Genomic DNA, 16,833 nt, shown 5'->3' on the forward strand with positions numbered 1-16,833 from the left:
TCAGAAAGGCGATGCGCCCGAAATCGGGAAAGGTCGGATCATTGTCGAGCCGCGCGACCTCGTTGGGCGCGATCGGGATTTCGGCGTCGTCGGCATAGTCGATGTCGGGCTGGTCGAGCCGCCCGAAGCGGCCCGTCACCGTCCCCGCCCCGTCGCGGGTGCCGATCCACTGGACGCCGGTCACCTGCATCGCGCGCGCGATGATCGGCGAGAGCAGGATATTGTCGCCAAAGCTGAAATGATCGGGGTGGAAAAAGCCCGGCCGCCCGTCGCGCATCCGGCCTAGCCGAGAAGATGTCGAGCAGGTCGCGCTCGACATCGCCGGCATAATGGTCGGCGCAGACGCAGACGAAGAGCCGGATGTCGAGCGGCACGAAGCGCGGCGGCACGATTTCGAGGTCGTGGCCCGCGAGCCGGTAGCCGGCGAGATGGTCGCGCATCACGCCCTCGAACCGGTCGTCGACCGCCCCGCCGCCGCGCCGGTCGATCGCGAGGAAGATGGTGCTCCAGCTGCCGGTCCAGCGGCGCTCGCCATAGGCGCGCTGGACTTGCGGGTGCCGCTCGGCGGCGGCGACATAGTCGGCGGGGGTGACGGCGCGGCGATGTTGGCGAAAGTGCCGCGGAGCGGCGACGCGGATCGCGGCGACGGGCTCGCGGTCGCGGCCGCCGGTGGCGGGCAAGGGGTTGCGAAGGCTGGATATTCCTTCGCCGTCGTCGGTCACGGCATGCGCGATGGCATCGGCGCCGATGTTGCCGCGGCGCCCGCCGCCGTGGCGGATCGCGGCGGTCATGGTGCGGGCGTCGCCGGTCGGGACGCGCCCGCCGGCGCCGTCGCCGAAGCGCGCATAATGCGCTGTATCGGTGGCCTCGATGACGAATTCGGCGGTGAAAGGGTCGGCGGCGAGCAGGTCGTGCGCGGCCTCCCAAAGCTGTCCGTCGCCAGCGATGCGCACCTGCGCGAGCGGGTCGCCGGAGGGCGCCATCGTCGCCCTCGCCGCTTCCGACGCGGCAATTTCGGCGTCGAAAGGCACGGCGTGGACGATGGAGTCGCCGCGCAGCCGGAAGCGTTTCAGGGTGCCGGGACCATCGTCCTCGGCGAGGCCGGTGCGCAGGTCGTCGCCGACCGCGATGCCGTCCTCGCGCGCGTCGGCGGGGTCGAGGCCGTAATCGACGGTGCGGCCCTCGTCGGCGAGCAGGATATTGCCGCGCACCACCGCGCCGCCCGCCGCGAGGTTGACCGGAAAGCCCAGCGCGTCGTCCGCGTGCCAGTCGATGCGGAGCAGCGCGAGCCCCATCACCGGGTCGGCCAAGTCAAGCGGTTCGGCGGCGAGCCGGACGAGCTGGCGATGCGCCGGATCGGGCGGATCGGCCGCGCCGCCGCCGAAGGGAATCAGCTCCTCGAACAGTACAAGGTCGCCCTGCGCCAGCCCGAGCGTCGCGCGGTCGCCGAGCAGGAAGGCGGTGGTCGATCCGGCGGGCAGGCAGCAGGCGGCCTCGCCCCAGTCGTGGAGTTGCATCGCGTTGCGGTCCTTCCGCAGCGACCGCAGTTCGTGGAGCGTTTCAAACACGATCGCGCCGCCGCCGACCATATCCTCGAAGATTTCGGGATTGCGCGGCTGGACAGGGGCGAGCGCCCCGGCGAGTTGCGGCGGGCGGGTCAGCAGCCGCGTGCCTTTGGGCAGGATCGTCGGCTGCGGAAAAGCGCGCTCGACATCGTCCTTGGCCTCGACCGCCACCGCGACGCGCGCGTTGCAGCCTTCGGATGCGCTGTAGCCGAGCAGCCGCGCGTGGCGGAGCACCGACTGGCGGAGACGGGCGCGGCCGAAAAAGGCCTCGGTCCCGACGGCATCCTGGAACCAGCTCGTCTGGTCGGCGGCATGCGCCAGCGCCTCGACGAGCGTCACGCCGAGGTCGGCGGGGCTGCGTTCGGTCCAGCCCGGCAGGCTGACCGCCATGCGGTCGAGCATCAGCTGGCGGAAGCTGTCGTAATCCTTGGCGAGATAGTCGATCGCCGGGCCAAGCGCGCGCGGCGTCCCCGGCGCGTCGGGCGCGGCGCAGTCGAAGGGCGACGGGCATTCGGCCTTGAAGCTGAAATCGACCGCCGCGAGCATCGGGTCGAGGAAGGGCGGGATCGCGTCGTTGACCGCGCCGAGCCGCACGGCAAGCCGATAGGGCGAATAGTCGCCCGCGGCGTCGAGCGTCAGCGTCAGGCTGTGCGGCACCGGACCGGCGGCGACGCCGGCGACGCGGATGCCGGTCACGCGGGTGCCGCCCTCGATCCGGAAATTGTCGGGGCCGAGGACCGGCACGCCCGCCGCGAGCACGCCGTCGTCGCGCAGGAAGGCGAGCGTCAGCAGGCGCTGGCGGAGGTCGGGAGTTGGCGCGTCGCGGTCGACGACCTCCAGATAGTCGATGCCGTTGAGCAGCACCCCGCCGCCGGTATCGACGGCGGCGTCGGCCACGAGCTGGCGGCGGCGGCGGGTGCCGCAATATTGGAAGGCGCCGGTCAAAAAGACCTGCTCCACGGTGACGACCTGTTCGCGCGCCTCGTCGAGCGGGCGGTAGCGGACGGTGATCGCGAGGCGGCTGTCCTCGGCGGCGGTTTCGACCCCGCGCACCTCGATGACCCCCGAAAGCCACTGTTGCAGCGCCGCCATCACCATATGCTGCGCCGCCGCCGCGAGTTCGGGGGCGTTTTCGGAGAAGATCAGTTCGTTGACCCCGGCGCCGAAATCGGGGCGGTTCACCCGCTCGCCGCGGCGCGTGAACAGCAATTGCTCGATCATCTCGCGGATATGCGCCTCGTGCGCTGCGCCCGCGGTCATGCCGTTGGCGTCGATGCGATAGGGAAAGCCGAAGTGGGTCATGCCGCCAGCACCTTCGCCTGGACGCTCGACCAGATGACCGGCCCCTGCGGCGCCTGGGTCGCGGCATGGCCCATGTCGGACGGGTTCATCTTGAGCGCGGGCTTGCCCTCGACCATCACCTTGCTCGACGCGCCGAGGAACATCAGCGTCGTGCAGGGCGACGGAGTCGGCGGCGGTAGCTGGAAGGGGCAGCCGGGGACGGTGCCCTTGTCGCCAAGCACGAGTACCGGAGCGCCCATCACCAGCACCTTCGTCGCCGAGGGGGCGAGGATCGCGGGAATGCCGTGCGAACATTGGGCGACGGTCGCCATGGTGATCAGCGGGATCGTCATGGCAGCACTTTCAGATTCGCGCCGTTGATCGACACGCCGTCGATCGCGAGCTTGACCGTGCTCATGCCGTGGGTGATCGTCAGGCCGGTCGGATCGGCCTCGATCTTTGCGGCCCCCGCCGCGGTGGTGAGCTCGAGCGTCAGCGTCGGCGCGCCGGGGATGTCGAAAATCTCGAGGCTGAAATTCTCCCCCTTCCACGCCTTGGTCAGGAAGCCGACGGGTCCGGGCGGCGCGGGGGTGTCGCCGAGATCCCAGAAACCGCCCGACCAGATCGGATAGTCGGGATTGCCCGCCTCGAACTCGACCCACACTTTCGCGCCCTTCGGCGGGATGGCGTAGAGGCCGACGCCGGGGCCCGCGCCGGGCAGGCACGGCATCGCCCAGGCGAGCGTGCCGTCGCCGAGCACGCCGGGGACGCTGACCTGGATGCGGCCCAGCCCCTGCAGGTCGGCGGGATTTTCGACCGTGCCGCGATATTTGCCGAAGAAGGTCGGACAGGCGTCGGCGGGGTTCATGGCAGCACCATCGGCGCCATCGGCAGGCGGTCGCCGCGCGACAGGACGAACTGCTGTTCGTAGCTGCCGGGTTTGACGAGGTGGCGGACCTCCGACACCTTGTAGAGCCCGCCATAGCTGAGCCCGGCGCCGCGCAGGAACACCATGTCGCGCGCCTTGAGCGCCGCGTTGTAGCGGGTGGAATCGATCGTGCCCGAGACGGTGAAGGCCTTTTTCGCGCCCTCGTCGATCTTCGCCTGCGCGCGGCCCATCGCCTGGGCGGCGTTGAGGCCGGTGGTGGTGATCGTCTCTTTTCGCGTCTCGCCGAAACGCGCGACGGTTTCGGGGATCGCGCCGAGCGGCGGATTGCTGCCGACAAGCGCGATCACCGGCATTTCGACGCCGGTGATCCGGTCGAGCACCTTGGTCTCGACCGAGGTCAGCACCGTGTCGTCCTCCGACGTCGTGACGTCATAGGCGTCCGATGCCGGGCCCATGTCGACGGTGAGCGTGCGCTGCGGCACGCCGGGTTTCACCGGCGGCCCCCAATAGAGGCTGTTCATGCCGGGCAGCGGGCCGGGGTCGATATAGGTTTCGTAGCCGTGGCGGCGCGCCATCTGGTGCAGATAGGCCCAGTCCGAACAGCTTTGCTGCGGGATGCGGTCGACCGGGATCGGCGGGTCGATGAACTTGGGCGGCAGCACCATCGGCAGCATGCCGAACTGCGGATAGGAGACCGCGATCTTCATCGCGATCATCGTTTCGTCGAGCGCGGGATGCTCGGTCTGCTTGACCTCCTTGTCGAGCTCCATGCTCAGGTCGCGCCCGAACAGGGTCAGCACCCCCGACCGCGAGCCGTTGCCCGGCGTATATTCGCGCTTGGTGACGATGCCGTCGAAGATGACATAGGGGATGACGTCGAAGATCATCGTCACGATCGCGCGGCACCCGCGCTGCAACTGCGGGTGCATGATGAGCGGCGATTCGAGGAAATCGGTCGGGCCGGTGCGCCCGGTGTTGATCGACAGCTTGAAACCCGACTCCGTCGTGTCGGTGAGCTTCACCTCCAGATCGGCGATCGCGTTCATCACGTCGGCGGGCGCCGGCAGGGCGACCGGGCTGGGCCCGATCAGCAGGTTGAGGCGAATGCCCAATATGTTGCCGAGCAGGCTCATCCGGGGGTTCCCCGGTGCCCGGCACGGGAATGATCACGATGTCGCCGGGCGCGCCCGGTAGCGCGGCGGGATGCGTCACGCGGTTGGCGTCGGCGATCATCCACCAGGCGATGGGGCTGGCGAGATTGCGCCAGGCGAGCAGGTCGAGCCGGTCGCCGTCGCTCGCGCGGTGCCGCGTCGCAACGGTGACGGTCGCCGGATCGGGCAGGATCTGCGGCGCGACATAGCGCACCGTCACCCCGTCGCCGCGGTCGGCGGCAAGGACCGGCTGGTTCGCATAGCGGCTGGTGAGGGTGAACATGCGCGCGGGGCCCTTTCAGAACAGCTTCACGTCGCCGCCGAGCATCGCGCCGACATTGTCGACGCTGGCGACGGTCGCGAGCACCTCCTTGACCACCTGATGCGCCATGAACGCCCAGAAGCCGGGGTGGGTGACCGCGAGATCATTGTAGGTGAGCACCTTCATCGACACGGCGACATCGGCGCGGATCGGGTTGAGGTCGGGATCGTGCATCGTCTCGGTGACCGACAGGCTCTCGATCTTGACCGGGACGACGCGTTTCCAGCCATAGATGAACAGGGTGAGCGGGGCGACCGGCGGGATCACCTCCATCGTGCCGACCTGCAGCAAGATCTGGTTCGCGGCGACGAGCAGCGATTTGGGGTAGACGAGCATTTCGAGCGCGGCGAGATAGCCGGTGATCCCGGCGCCGAGCGGCCCGGCGTCGCCGCGCTCCATCTGGTCGATCAGGTCGAGGGTGAGGTTGGCGGAGATCGTTTCGGCCGAGCGGCCCGGCGAGCCGCAGCGCCTCCGCCCGGCCGCCCCCGGCCTGCGAATATTGCGGCGCCAAGCTGCGCGAAATCTGTTCGGGATTATATTGGAAGATCGCGACCGAGGCGAGCGGGTTGAAGATGTCGAGCCCGACGATGGCGCCTTTGATCGTTTTGGGGGAGCCGGGGAAGTTGGTCACATCGCGGCTCCCACCTGCGTATATTCGTCGCGCAGCCCCGCCGCCGCCTCCAGCCAGTTGCCCGATATCTCGTCAGTGACGCGAACGCCCTGATTGATGGTGAAATCGATCTTGTGCTTGCCCGAATTGGGCGGGTCGGCCGGGTAGATCTTGTGGATGGTGATACTCACCGGGTCGGTCGGACCATAATATTTGTCCCCGCTGATCAGCGTCAGCCGGTTTTTGCTGCTCAGATTATAGTCGCCCGGCGCCCAGCCGCCCTGTTGCGGCGTGGGATGGACGAGGAAGAAGATACCGACAGATTTTCCTTTCGGATCGAGGCCCGGGATCGGCTTGGTAACCAGTTTGATCCGGGGCGCGGCATCGCCTTCGGTACCGCCCTTGCCCTTGTCCTGCGGCGCCGGCTGTTCGCCCGATCCGGGTTGCTTGCCGACGGCGGGCGGAACGAGGTCCGGAATCGTGACGACGGGGGGCGCCTGTTCGGGCCGGGGCGGCGCCGGTTCGGGTTTCTTGGGCTCGGGCGGCGGCGTCGGCGAGCAGCCGGGCTTCGATGGGTCGGCGGTACACGCCTCCTTTTCGAATTTTTCGAGCTGCTTGCGGATCTCCGGGCTGGGATAGCCCGGCGGCGGCACCCAGTCGCCCTTGCGATAGCTGCCATCCGCGCCCGGTCCGGGCATCCAGTCCGAATTGCCACGACCGCAGGTTACCTCCGAAATATCGGGAAGCTTGACGTCCTTCGCCATTTTATCGGGGTCGCAGAGCAGTTCGGCGACGGGTGCCGGCAAGAGGCTCTTCAGCTTTTCGATGACCGTCGTCGCGATCGTCAGCGGCAACGACTGTACGGCGTCGATGCCGTACATCGCCTTGGCAAGCAACGTCTGACCATAGCAGCTCCCCAGGATCCGGTCCGCGAGCAATTCGAGCGGCGAAAGGTCGATGAAGCTGAGCAGCTTGTCGGCCAGCGAGACGACGCAGGCGAGTCCCGCGCTTTCGATGCCGCCGGCCGCGCAAATGGCGAGGCGGACGATGTCGAACGCTTCCTTGGCATAACCGACGATCTTTCCGACAAGCGCCGCGCCGTCGCGGACCTTTTCGATCGTGCCCTGGAGATTGCCGAACAAGTCGCCGCCGAAATCCTTCAGCCTGGCGACCGCCGCTTCGGTGAGTTCGGTGCCGAAAAGCTGCGCTTCCTCGATGCGTTCGCGCACCGCGAGAAGCGGGCCATCCTCGAACATCGAATCGATCTTCTTGTGGACGCCTTCCTCGATGCACGTCGCGATCGCGTCGCCCACGCGCGGCAGGACGTGGTTCGCGACGCCCGCGAGGACCTTCGCGACGATCTTCATGCCCGCGCGGACGATGCGGCCGCCGCCCGACTTCGCCGCCTTCAGCTTGTTCAGAAATTCGACGACCTTGATCTTGGTTTTCTGATAGCCGTTGAAGATCGCCAGGAAGAGCTTGCCGAAGCGCAGGCGCATCTGACCGAGTAGCTGAGCCGCTGGTGCCGCCCATCATCTCGATCCAGAATTGGGCGGCGGCATTGTCCTTGACCGCCTGTTCGCCCTTGGCGCTCAGCACCTTGTCCTTGCGGATGCCGCCCGCCGTTTGCGGGACCGCGTCGACGATATTCTGGCGCGCTTCGAGCTCGGCGGTCGCGGCGGCGCGCGACTTGCCCTGCGGCGTCTTTTGATAGGCGTTGTAATTCTTCTCGATCTTTTGCTGCTTTTCGCTCCACAGCTTGAAATTGTCGGCGAACTGGTCGGCGCGCTCGGGGACCTTGGGCGCGGGTTTGGCGCCGCCCTTGCGGCGGACGCGCGGCGGCGCGGACGACAGGCGCAGCGGTTTCAGACAGGCGGGCGCCTTGCTCGCGACGGCGGCGGGCTTGCCCTTCGCGTCGACCGGCATGCTGAGCGCGTCGCGCAGGCAGAAGGCGTCCTTGCTGTACGCGCTGAAATCGGCGTCGGCGCCGAGCGCCGTGTGCAGGCTCGACGCCTCGCTGCTGACCGGGGTCCACAGATAGGACCAGGCGCCGGCCATACTGCTGTCGACCTCGCGCCACAGGAACAGATTGCCGTCGACCTCGCTCGCCCCCTCGATGGCTTCGGACTTGCTGATCTCGCCGGCGCCGTCGCTGGTCCAGCGGCGCAGCTTGATCTTGGTCGTGCCCGCGCGCAGTTTCGCGATCTGCTTGGTGTCGGCGATGTCGGTCAGCAGCCCGGCCTTGAGCGACCATGGGGTGAGCGCGGGCGGCAGCGCACTGAGATCATTCTTGCCCGCCGCGACCATCTCGGACCGCCGCTGCTCGACCGAGCGCCGGATATCCTCATAATGATGCCGCGTATTTTCGAACCCCAGCATATAATGGGTGATCTGGCCCACCGCCTTGCGGCGCGCGCCGGGAAAGGCGCTAGGCCTTGACGTCGCCGATCGCCAGGACGGTCTTCGCCTCAGCCGGAACGCTGTCGCTCGGATTGGGGACCAGGGGCTTCGCGGCCTTTTCCTGTCCCCCCGCGTCGCGCAGGAACCCCTTGATCGGACTGGCCCCGGGCACCGTTCCGAACCGCGGGATCGCTTCGGCTTCCATTCTGGTCGTGGTCCATTCGCCGCCCTTGTGCATCAGCTTTTCGCGGCTCGGATCGAGCGTCGTCGGTTTGCGGGAGGCACTGCGGTCGGCGCTGGCGCCGCAATACCAGTTCGGCTGCTGCGCCGCCGGGCAAGGCGCCGTCGACATGCCGATCGGCACCATATGATCGCTTCCCTTGAAGCTGATCAGGTCGGCGCGCCCGAACCCCTTCTTCGTCTTGGCGAATCCCCTGGCATTGTAATTGGGGACGGGCACTTCGGCGAAGATCGAGGCGTCGCGCTGCATCAGCAGGTTGACGACTTCATTGTGCGTGTCGGGCAGCGATTTGCCGACCTCTTCATAATAGTAAGTGCGCTGGACGCGCTGCGGCGCCGGCCCCACCGGCCCTGGCGCGGTCTGCTGCATCACATGCGCAAGCTCGTGCGCCAGGGTGAAGCTGGGCGCGGCGCTTTCGCCCGCGCCGAGCCAGACGTGGTTCTTGTAGGTGAAGGCGCGCGCCGAGATGCTGGCGTTCTTCGTCGCGGCCTCGCCGCCGCTGTGGACGCGGACGTCGCCGAGGTCGCGCCCCATGCGGCTTTCGAAGAAGCCGCGCGTCGCGGCGGGCAGCGCGCTGCCGCCGCTGGTGAGCTGCGCGTCGGAGGCGGCGATGGTTTCGCTGCCGTCGTCGCGGCGGGCGCGGACCTTGTCCTCCCTTTCCTCCTCGGGTTCTGCGAAGCGGCGGGCGCGGGGTTCTTCGGAAGAGGAGGAACAGGCGCTGCATACGCGCTGCACCGCTTCGCCGGCGGGGGTCGCCGCCGTATCGGGCGCGGGCATCGCCATCACCTGCGCCGCGATGCTGTCGGCCTCCTGTTCGTAGCGGTCGCCGACGGGGCCGACCTCGAGGCGGGGCTCGACGCCGGTTTCCTCCTTCTCCTCGCTCTCGCACGCGGCGCATTTACGCTGGGCCGATGCCGCCGACGCGGCGGCATTGAGGCGGCGCTGGAGGCCCGGCTCCTTGTCCTCGGCCTCGCAGGCGTCGCATTGGCGCTGGACGGCGGGACCGGCCGGAATGGCGGCGAGCGAGGCGAGCGGCGGGAGGGCCGTGCGCGCCGGCTGCGTCGCGGCGCGCATCACCGGCGGCGCGGCCTTGGGCGCGGCGCTGGTTTTCGCGGTGGTGGCGTGCGCCATGCTCATCGCCCCGCCCCCGCCAGTTGCGCCGCGATCGCGCGTCCCGCTGCCTGGCCGAGCGCGGCGGGCCCCTGAACCGGCGGGATGGTCAGCGACAGCCGTGTGCGGTCGCCGGTGAGCGCGGCGGGGTCCACGCCGGCAAGCCGCGCCTCGACCGCCGCGACGAGCGCGCGGCGCACCGCCGCCGCGTCGCCGGGCGCGACGCCGACGAGGGTCAGCCGGTCGATGTGGAGGCGGATGGCCGAAGGCGCGGTCACAGCAGCCACCCCCGCAGTTCGGCGCTGGTCAGCGACCGCCCGCTCTTTTCATATTCGAGCCGCGCGGCGGACAGGATATGCGCCATGCCGACATGCTGCCCGCGATCGGCGGCGGCGAAGGCGGCGCCCATCGCGACGTTGCGGATCGATCCGCCCGACAGGTTGAGCTGCGACAATCGGTCGAAATCGAGCGCGCCCTTCGGCGTCGATTTGGGGAAGATGCGCTGCCAGATTTCGGCGCGTTCGGCCTGCCCCGGAAAATCGAAGTCGATGATGAAGCGCAGCCGGCGCAGGAAGGCGCTGTCGATGTTCGAGCGGTAATTGGTCGTCAGGATCGACAGGCCGCGATATTCCTCGATCCGCTGGAGCAGATAGCTGACCTCGATATTGGCGTGGCGGTCGCGGCTCTCGTTGATCTCGCCGCGCTTGCCGAACAATGCGTCGGCCTCGTCGAACTGGAGGATCGCGGCGCCTTCCTCGGCGGCGTCGAACAGGCGGCGCAGATTCTTTTCGGTCTCGCCGATCCATTTCGACATCATCGACGACAGGTCGATGCGATAGACGTCGAGCCCGAGCTCGGCGCCGAGAATCTCGCCCGCGAGCGTCTTGCCCGCGCCCGAGGGCCCGGAGAAAAGCACGCTGATCCCGAGCCCGCGCCCGGCGCTGCGTTTGGCGAAGCCCCAGCTTTCGTAGACCGTCGGGCGGTTGCGGACCTGCGCGACGATCGCCTTCAGCACATCCTTTTGCGCGGGCGGCAGGACAAGGTCGTTCCACTGCGCCTCGCTGTCGATGCGGCGCGCGAGGTCCTCCATGCGCGGGCGGGCGAAGCGGCGCGCGGCGTCCCAGGCAATTTCGTCGAGCTTCGGCGCGCCTTTCTTCGCTTTGGCCGCCGGATCGGGCGCGAGCACCGCGAGCTCGGCGGCGACGCTGTCGGCAAGCTCGGGCGACACGGGAAAATGGTAGGCGAGCCGTTCGATCGTGCCGTTGAGCTTTTTGGCATAGGGGCCGAGCCGGTCGCGCCACAGCGGCAATTGCTCGTTCGCGGTCAGCCGCGGCATGTCGAGCCGCACCGTCGGCGCCTGTCCCAGCATCAGCGCATCGGGCGCGCCGACGATCAGCGGGCGGCCGAGCAGCGTCGCGAACAGCGCGAGCGGAGCGGGATCGTTCAGCCGGTCGGCATCGACGAACAGCGCGCCGCCGGTCAGCACCAGGTCGCGGCGCCACAGTTGCGCGAGGCGCGCGATGTCGGCGGGCGCGCCGGGCAGGATCGCGGCGCCGATCGCGAACAGCGGGCGCCCGATCGTCGCCAGCGCCGCCGCGGCCGCCTGCTCCTTGCCGAGCGGATCGGGGCCGCACAGTTGCAGCGTCATGTCGGGTTCGCCCGCGACGCGCAGCGCGATCGCGTCGCTCAGCCGCTGCCGCGACGGCGACAGGCCGCGCGGGCGGCGCGGCGGGGCGCGCGAGCAGCGCCAGTTCCTCCGACAGCGACGGCGCCCCGACCAGCGCGAGCAGGACCGGTTCGGCGAGACCGAAGGGCGCCGCCCCCAGCCCCTCGCGGCCGTCGATGTGGATCAGGCCCAAGCCGCGCAGCGGCGCACCGGGGCCGAGCGCCGACCAGTGCGCGCCGGGCAGCTTGACCAGCGCGAGGCCGAGCGACGGCGCGGAGCGCGCCGGGTCGCCGTGGAGCGCCGCGATCCGCCCCGCCGCCCCCGGATCGAGCGCCGCATAGGCGCCGAGCAACAGCATATTGCGCCCGAAGGCGTCGAGGCCGAACAGCGCGGCGACATGGTCGGCACCGCTGCGCGGCGGCGACGCGGCGCTCGTGCCGTCGAGCCAGCCGGCGACCGTCTGGAAAGCCGCACCCAGCGCCTCCATGGTCGCCGCGCGCGGTCATGACAGATCGACCAGCGGGCCGGTGATGCGGCCGAAATCGGGCTGCTGCGGATCGGCGCCGACCTCGGGCTGCGAAGCGAAACCGTCGATGTCGACGCGCGCCAGATAATCGCCCGCGGCGAGGTCGGCGAAGGCGAATGTCGAGCTGGCCCGCCGGGAAGGCGGCGGGGGCGTTCATCTCGATCGCAGCATTGCCGAGCTGGCCGGGGCCGAAGGCGTTGAGCAGGAGGGTCGCCGATTGCCCGGCCTGCAGCGGCGGGTCGATATCGACGGTCACCGTGCCCGAGCGCAGGCCCGCCGCGCTGCCCGGCGCCGCCGCGGCGGCGATCCCGGTCATCAGCGGCAGGATGGCGAAGGCGACGACGTTCGACCCGCGGCGCAGCCGTTCGGGCATCGCGGGATCGACCGGCGCCGCGACGACCTCGAGCTGATGCGCGCCCGCGCGCGGCACCGTGCCGCCGAACAGCGCGGCGTCGAGCGTCAGCGCCAGCGTGTCGCCGGCGATCGCCTCCCCGGCGAGCGGCAGCGGATCGCCGTCGATGCGCAGGCTGTTGCCGAAGCGTGCGATACCGCTGCCGGTGATATAGAGCGTGCCGCCCCAGGGCGCGGGGCCGGTCTGGCCCTCGGCGGGGCCGATGCCGCGGATCTGCAGCGGGCCCATCGGGGCGGCGAAGATTTCGGGGGTGGCGACGGGGATCGGCGGGCCGGGATCGTCCTGCGTTTCGATCGCGACGTTGCGCACGACATAGGTCGCCGACAGCGCATAGGGGACCTGGAAGAACACCGACCAGAGTTTCGACCAATCCTCGAGCGACGGCTGTTCGGGGTCGAGCGACAGGGGGCGGCCTTCGCCGGCGAGGTCGGCATTGGTAAGCGCAGGCTGGTTCGCGGCGTCGTTACTCGCCGCCTCGATCGCGGCGACCGACAGGCCCGGCGCATGTTCGAGCGCCAGCGCGGCGGCGCCATAGAGGCGTTCGGGCTCGAACTTGGCGGGGTCGCCATAGAAGCTCAGCACATAATGGAGGTCGAGATGGAGCTGCGCCCGTGCGCGCTGGAGACCGCCGCCGTCGCGGGTCGGGAAATGGTCGTTGCGGTGCTGGCTGTTGGGCAGGACGCGGAACAGGAAGAGGTTGATGAGCGGCGCGGCATCCTCGGCGAGCTTCGCGGTCGGGGCGCCGACGCGCACATCGGCCTGCCCCACGGCCTGATTCGCGGCGTCCTGCAGGATATGTTCGAGCGTCGCGGTGACGACGGCGACCGCGCGGAAATTGCTCATCGCCCCCTCCCCTGCGCCAGAAAGGCGTCGAGCGAGGTCGAGGCCGGGGCGGCGGGCGCGGCGGGAGCAGCCGGAAGCGGCGCGGCGCGGACCTCGATACTGCCGATATGGATTTCGACCACCGGCGAGGCGGCGGCGGGCGGCGACGCGGGGGCGGCAGCCGGCGGCACGAGCGGGCGGGTGACGGCGACGGGCGGCGGCGAGTCGGCCGGGCGGCGGGCTTCGCCGGCGATGACCCGATCCAATGGGTGTGACGGTTGCCCGGGTTCGGGCGGCGGTATGGGTGTTGCAGTTGCGACGACCGGTGATGCCGAGGCCGTACCGCGAGCCTTTGCGGCCGCAGCGGGACAGCGACAGCCGGTGTCGGCGCGGCGGGATCGGCGGGCGGGCTGGTTGGCGGCCCCTCCGGCACCATGGCGGTACCGGGTACCGCCGTGACGGCCTCCGCGGCGATGCGGACATCGACGCGGCGAGAGGGCGGCATCGGGATGAGCGACGGCGCGTCGGCCTGCGCCTCCATGGCAGGTTCGGCGAAGCGGACGCTTCCCCCGTCGGCTGGCGACGATGGCGAAAGCGGTGCGGCGGAAGTGTCCACCGCCGGGATGGTCGCCCGGCGCTGCACCGCTGCGGCGGGCTGCGGCGAGGCGACCGGCGCCGCGGATGGCACAGGCGCGGGAGCCGACGACGGCGCGACGGGAGCGAGCGCGATGGGCACCGGCTGGCCCGGCGCGGCAGGCATCGGGGATTCAGACTGCGAGGCCAGAGGCGGCGTGGCCAGCGGCGACGTGGCTGGCGACGGCGTGGCCGGCGACGGCGCTATGGCGTCGCCGGGACCCGGCATCGGCATCGCGAAGGGCTCCAGCCCCCGTTCCTCGGGCAGCGGTTCGAAGCGCGAGGGGATGCGCGGCGCCGCGACGGACGTCTCGCCGACCGCGCGCGCGGCCATGCGGTCGAGCAAGCCGGTCATGCGCGCACCCGCGACAGATAGAAGCTGCGCCGCTGCCCCGGCAACGCGAGGATATCGGCCTCCGACCAGTGGAAGGCGTGCGCGAGATCGGCGACGTCGTCGAGCAGCCGCGGCACGCGGAGCGCGAGCTCGTCCCAGAAGAAGGCGGCGATATCGAAGGCCAGCAGCCGCTGTTCGCCGCACGCCGGGCAGGCGGCCGCGATGTCGAGTTCGGCGTCGGGGTCGAGATGGGCGAGGATGGCGTCGAGCCGGTCGTCAGCGATCCCCGCGCCATCGGGCGCCACCCGGTCGCGCAGCATCTGCCGCGCCGCCGCGGCGTCTCCGGCGCGCTCGCACGCGGCAAGGTCGCCGGCGGTGATCGCGCGGACCGTCACGCCGTCGACGATGGCGGTCGCCGCCCCCTCGCCGGCCCCCTCGCCCGCCAGCATATCGCGCCCGAGGTCGGCGGCGGTCAGCGCATATTCCATTGCCTCGCCGCAGGCGGTGCAGGCCTGTGCGACCTCCAAACGCGGCCCGAACTGCGCGGCGCGCAGCGCGAACAGCGCCCGGTCGCGCGCGCCGACGGGCAGCGCTTCGGCGGCGTCGCGGGGCCAGCCTCCGGCGGCGAGCAGGAGCAGCCCGCGGCCGAGCGGGTCCCAGCGACGCGCCGCTTTCGCTGATCTCGATCAGCTCCAGGGCGGTGAAGCGGCGCATCGGCGGGCCCTAGAGCGTCGGCTCGGTGAAGCTCGGCTCGGCGGGTTCGGCGACGTCATAGTCGCGTTCCCAGCCCTCATTCTCCAGCTTGAGCGTCTGGATCGCGACCGCGCTCGCCGAGGCGTCGAGGTCGGGAAAGGCGACGAACTCCGACGGCCAGCAGCGGAACAGGCGGTAAGCGAGCACGAGCTGCCCCGCCTCGTTGTAGATTTCGAGGACGAGGTCCTTGCGGAAATCCTTGAGCGAGACCTCGGCGCCCAGCCCCGAGCCGAAATTCCACACCTTGTTCGCCCATTGCTCGAAGGTCGTGTCGTGGGTGACGCCGCGTTCGAGCGTCACCGCCTCATATTCGGTCTGGCCCGGCGACTTGCGCGAGGTCGAGGGGTCGCCGCCTTCGCGGAACTTCACCACCTCGGTGCTGCGCTTGAGCGCGCTCATCTTGCTGAGGCCCGCGACATAGGCGCCGTCGGGCAGGCGCAGGCGGAACTTGTAGGTCTTGTACGGGTCGCGCCGGTCGGGGTTGACGCTGAAAGGTGGTGCCATGATCGCTCTCCCCTATGGCTCAGGCCGCGTTGCGGATCTGCTGGATGGAAATGACGACGAATTCGGCGGGCAGCAGCGGCGCGAAACCGACGACGATGTTGACGACGCCCTGGTTGCGGTCGTCCTGCGTCGTCGTGCTGCCGTCGCATTTGACGAAATAGGCGTCGCGTGGGGATGTGCCCTGGAACGCGCCCTGCTTGAACAGGCGCTGCATGAAGGCGCCGACCGACAGGCGGATCTGCGCCCACAGCGGCTCGTCATTGCCCTCGAACACCACCCATTGGGTGCCGCGATAGAGGCTTTCCTCGATGAACAGCGCGAGGCGCCGCACCGCGAGATATTTATAGTCGTCGGAAAGCTGGTCGGCGCCCTTGAGCGTGCGCGCGCCCCAGACGGTGAGGCCGGTGCCGGGGAAGCTGCGCAGGCAATTGACCCCGATCGGGTTGAGCAGGCCATTCTCCTCGTCGGTCATCCGGACCGTCAGCCCCTCGGCGCCCGAGATCGTCGCCGCCATGCCGCGCGGGCGATTTCCAGACGCCGCGGTTTATATCCGTGCGGGCGATGATTCCCGCCATCGCGCCGCACGGGACGAAGCTGTCGATCTGGCCGCCACGCAGCGGGTCGCGGCGGCGCAGCCGCGGGAAATAGAGCGCGGCATAGTCGGCAAAGGCGAGCGACAGCACGCGGTTGTCGCTGAGCTGCGCGTCCTTGACCTTGCCCACCGCCTCGGCTTCGATCTTTTCCCACTCGGCGGGCGGATCGACGAGTAGCACCGCGCGTTCGGACTTGCAGAATTCGGCCGCCTTTTCGCTCACCGTCTTGGGCAGCGTCCCCTCGCGCGTGTCGGGCGGAATGCAGAGCAGGTTGAAGATGTCGGCCTTTTTCAGCGCATAGATGCCGGTCTTCTTTTCGCTGTCGCCGATGAAATCGAGATCGGTGAGCGGATCGCCGTCATTGCCACCGACGCCCGTGCCGTCCTGATCGTGCGCGGGCTTGTTGCCGAGCTTGGGCGAGCCGTCGAGGTTGAGCTGGCACTGCACGAGGCTCGATTCGGTGGCGAGCACGCGGTCAAAACGCCGCGCGCCGCCGTCGGACCGCACCGTCAGATTGCGGAACAGCTCGACCGCCTTGGTGGCGGTGTCCTCGATCCGCAGGTCGAACAGGTCGGCGACCGCGAGGCCATATTTGTCGGCGGCAGCCTGCGCGCCGACCGGATCGGTCTGGTCGGGATGGGTCGTCTTGCCGGTCAGCTTGTTGCCCCAGGCGCCGGGACTGGAGGCGCGCAGCGCGAGCGCGCCGATCTCGAGCCTGGCATAGCCGTCGTCATCGTCGGCCCTGGCCTTGAACAGGCGGACGATCTCCGCCTGGCCGCCGCCGTTGGCGTAGAAATCGTCGATCGCATAGGACATCGGCCCGTTCGCCCACAGCCCGCCGAAGCGGCGGGTGAATTCGCCGAAGCTGAAGCAGGTCATCGGCTGGTTCACCGGACCGCGCAGCGCGCGCCCGACAAAGGCGGCGATCGAGGTCGCGACGCCGCTGACGGTGCGCACGCCCGACGGCAGCTCCTGAATATAGACACCGGGGTATGTCGTGGACACGGGCATGGCAGCACTC

General features: G+C 69.7%; 17 protein-coding genes. 2 read left to right on the forward strand and 15 right to left on the reverse strand.

Features of this window, described 5'->3' with window-relative positions; translation table 11 throughout:
- Nucleotides 1–38 precede the first annotated feature (38 nt).
- Genes N0A20_RS08720 through N0A20_RS08735 form a run of 4 tightly spaced genes read right to left on the reverse strand, consistent with a single transcriptional unit; the run spans nucleotide 39 to nucleotide 4,868 of the window.
- Nucleotides 39–2,867 carry a GPW/gp25 family protein gene (locus tag N0A20_RS08720; RefSeq protein WP_260583504.1) on the reverse strand — a complete coding sequence of 943 codons (2,829 nt, stop codon included), beginning with the start codon at nucleotides 2,865–2,867 and terminating at the stop codon, nucleotides 39–41.
- Entirely contained in the window at nucleotides 2,864–3,199 is a 336-nt protein-coding gene (locus tag N0A20_RS08725; RefSeq protein WP_260583505.1) for a hypothetical protein, read from the reverse strand. Before N0A20_RS08725 ends, N0A20_RS08720 begins: the two co-directional genes overlap by 4 nt.
- Complete coding sequence (locus N0A20_RS08730; protein WP_260583506.1) at nucleotides 3,196–3,714, reverse strand: phage baseplate assembly protein V; 519 nt, start codon at nucleotides 3,712–3,714, stop codon at nucleotides 3,196–3,198. Before N0A20_RS08730 ends, N0A20_RS08725 begins: the two co-directional genes overlap by 4 nt.
- Nucleotides 3,711–4,868: a hypothetical protein gene (locus N0A20_RS08735; protein ID WP_260583507.1), complete on the reverse strand. Its 1,158-nt coding sequence runs from the start codon at nucleotides 4,866–4,868 to the stop codon at nucleotides 3,711–3,713. The genes N0A20_RS08730 and N0A20_RS08735 overlap by 4 nt, the downstream gene beginning before the upstream one ends.
- A 14-nt stretch (nucleotides 4,869–4,882) precedes the next feature.
- On the opposite strand from N0A20_RS08735, the gene N0A20_RS08740 reads away from it, so the two are divergent.
- Nucleotides 4,883–5,095, forward strand: coding sequence for a hypothetical protein (locus tag N0A20_RS08740; RefSeq protein WP_260583509.1), 213 nt, complete (start codon nucleotides 4,883–4,885; stop codon nucleotides 5,093–5,095).
- Between the two features lie 89 nt (nucleotides 5,096–5,184).
- Here the strand turns inward: N0A20_RS08740 and N0A20_RS08745 are convergent, their stop codons facing one another.
- Together N0A20_RS08745 and N0A20_RS08750 are read right to left on the reverse strand one after the other, a co-directional pair.
- Nucleotides 5,185–5,607, reverse strand: coding sequence for a hypothetical protein (locus N0A20_RS08745; protein ID WP_260583510.1), 423 nt, complete (start codon nucleotides 5,605–5,607; stop codon nucleotides 5,185–5,187).
- A gap of 228 nt (nucleotides 5,608–5,835) precedes the next feature.
- Nucleotides 5,836–7,317 carry a hypothetical protein gene (locus N0A20_RS08750; RefSeq protein ID WP_260583511.1) on the reverse strand — a complete coding sequence of 494 codons (1,482 nt, stop codon included), beginning with the start codon at nucleotides 7,315–7,317 and terminating at the stop codon, nucleotides 5,836–5,838.
- 49 nt (nucleotides 7,318–7,366) lie between these two features.
- On the opposite strand from N0A20_RS08750, the gene N0A20_RS08755 reads away from it, so the two are divergent.
- Nucleotides 7,367–8,257: a hypothetical protein gene (locus tag N0A20_RS08755; protein WP_260583513.1), complete on the forward strand. Its 891-nt coding sequence runs from the start codon at nucleotides 7,367–7,369 to the stop codon at nucleotides 8,255–8,257.
- Here the strand turns inward: N0A20_RS08755 and N0A20_RS08760 are convergent.
- The 9 genes from N0A20_RS08760 to N0A20_RS08800 form a co-directional block, all read right to left on the reverse strand.
- Nucleotides 8,247–9,590, reverse strand: coding sequence for a DUF4157 domain-containing protein (locus tag N0A20_RS08760; RefSeq protein WP_260583514.1), 1,344 nt, complete (start codon nucleotides 9,588–9,590; stop codon nucleotides 8,247–8,249). The genes N0A20_RS08755 and N0A20_RS08760 overlap by 11 nt on opposite strands.
- 2 nt (nucleotides 9,591–9,592) lie before the next feature.
- Nucleotides 9,593–9,847 carry a hypothetical protein gene (locus N0A20_RS08765; protein ID WP_260583515.1) on the reverse strand — a complete coding sequence of 85 codons (255 nt, stop codon included), beginning with the start codon at nucleotides 9,845–9,847 and terminating at the stop codon, nucleotides 9,593–9,595.
- A complete protein-coding gene (locus tag N0A20_RS08770; protein ID WP_260583516.1) occupies nucleotides 9,844–11,217 on the reverse strand; it encodes an ATP-binding protein in 1,374 nt (457 codons plus the stop codon). The genes N0A20_RS08765 and N0A20_RS08770 overlap by 4 nt, the downstream gene beginning before the upstream one ends.
- 38 nt (nucleotides 11,218–11,255) lie before the next feature.
- Entirely contained in the window at nucleotides 11,256–13,016 is a 1,761-nt protein-coding gene (locus N0A20_RS08775) for a DUF4255 domain-containing protein (RefSeq protein ID WP_260583517.1), read from the reverse strand.
- Nucleotides 13,013–13,261 (reverse strand): hypothetical protein, encoded by a 249-nt coding sequence (locus N0A20_RS08780; RefSeq protein ID WP_260583519.1) that lies wholly within the window; start codon nucleotides 13,259–13,261, stop codon nucleotides 13,013–13,015. The genes N0A20_RS08775 and N0A20_RS08780 overlap by 4 nt, the downstream gene beginning before the upstream one ends.
- Nucleotides 13,262–13,979: 718 nt before the next feature.
- Nucleotides 13,980–14,489, reverse strand: a complete 510-nt coding sequence (locus N0A20_RS08785) for a hypothetical protein (protein WP_260583520.1) — start codon at nucleotides 14,487–14,489, stop codon at nucleotides 13,980–13,982.
- A 196-nt stretch (nucleotides 14,490–14,685) separates the two neighbouring features.
- On the reverse strand, nucleotides 14,686–15,219 hold the full coding sequence (locus tag N0A20_RS08790; RefSeq protein ID WP_260583521.1) for a phage tail protein: 534 nt from the start codon (nucleotides 15,217–15,219) through the stop codon (nucleotides 14,686–14,688).
- Nucleotides 15,220–15,238: 19 nt separating this feature from the next.
- Complete coding sequence (locus N0A20_RS08795) at nucleotides 15,239–15,550, reverse strand: phage tail sheath C-terminal domain-containing protein (protein ID WP_260583876.1); 312 nt, start codon at nucleotides 15,548–15,550, stop codon at nucleotides 15,239–15,241.
- Between the two features lie 10 nt (nucleotides 15,551–15,560).
- On the reverse strand, nucleotides 15,561–16,823 hold the full coding sequence (locus N0A20_RS08800; protein WP_260583523.1) for a hypothetical protein: 1,263 nt from the start codon (nucleotides 16,821–16,823) through the stop codon (nucleotides 15,561–15,563).
- Nucleotides 16,824–16,833 lie beyond the last annotated feature (10 nt).

Origin of the sequence: Sphingopyxis sp. PET50 (genome assembly GCF_025244705.1) — a bacterium.
Classification (GTDB): Bacteria; Pseudomonadota; Alphaproteobacteria; order Sphingomonadales; family Sphingomonadaceae; genus Sphingopyxis.

Excerpts from the sequence above, each read along its gene's own strand:
- N0A20_RS08750 (WP_260583511.1), bottom strand. The coding sequence starts at position 7,317 with ATGCGCCTGCGCTTCGGCAAGCTCTTCCTGGCGATCTTCAACGGCTAT.
- N0A20_RS08745 (WP_260583510.1), bottom strand. The coding sequence starts at position 5,607 with ATGGAGCGCGGCGACGCCGGGCCGCTCGGCGCCGGGATCACCGGCTAT.
- N0A20_RS08800 (WP_260583523.1), bottom strand. The coding sequence starts at position 16,823 with ATGCCCGTGTCCACGACATACCCCGGTGTCTATATTCAGGAGCTGCCG.
- N0A20_RS08735 (WP_260583507.1), bottom strand. The coding sequence starts at position 4,868 with ATGAGCCTGCTCGGCAACATATTGGGCATTCGCCTCAACCTGCTGATC.
- N0A20_RS08760 (WP_260583514.1), bottom strand. The coding sequence starts at position 9,590 with ATGGCGCACGCCACCACCGCGAAAACCAGCGCCGCGCCCAAGGCCGCG.
- N0A20_RS08770 (WP_260583516.1), bottom strand. The coding sequence starts at position 11,217 with ATGACGCTGCAACTGTGCGGCCCCGATCCGCTCGGCAAGGAGCAGGCG.
- N0A20_RS08730 (WP_260583506.1), bottom strand. The coding sequence starts at position 3,714 with ATGAACCCCGCCGACGCCTGTCCGACCTTCTTCGGCAAATATCGCGGC.
- N0A20_RS08775 (WP_260583517.1), bottom strand. The coding sequence starts at position 13,016 with ATGAGCAATTTCCGCGCGGTCGCCGTCGTCACCGCGACGCTCGAACAT.
- N0A20_RS08720 (WP_260583504.1), bottom strand. The coding sequence starts at position 2,867 with ATGACCCACTTCGGCTTTCCCTATCGCATCGACGCCAACGGCATGACC.
- N0A20_RS08725 (WP_260583505.1), bottom strand. The coding sequence starts at position 3,199 with ATGACGATCCCGCTGATCACCATGGCGACCGTCGCCCAATGTTCGCAC.
- N0A20_RS08790 (WP_260583521.1), bottom strand. The coding sequence starts at position 15,219 with ATGGCACCACCTTTCAGCGTCAACCCCGACCGGCGCGACCCGTACAAG.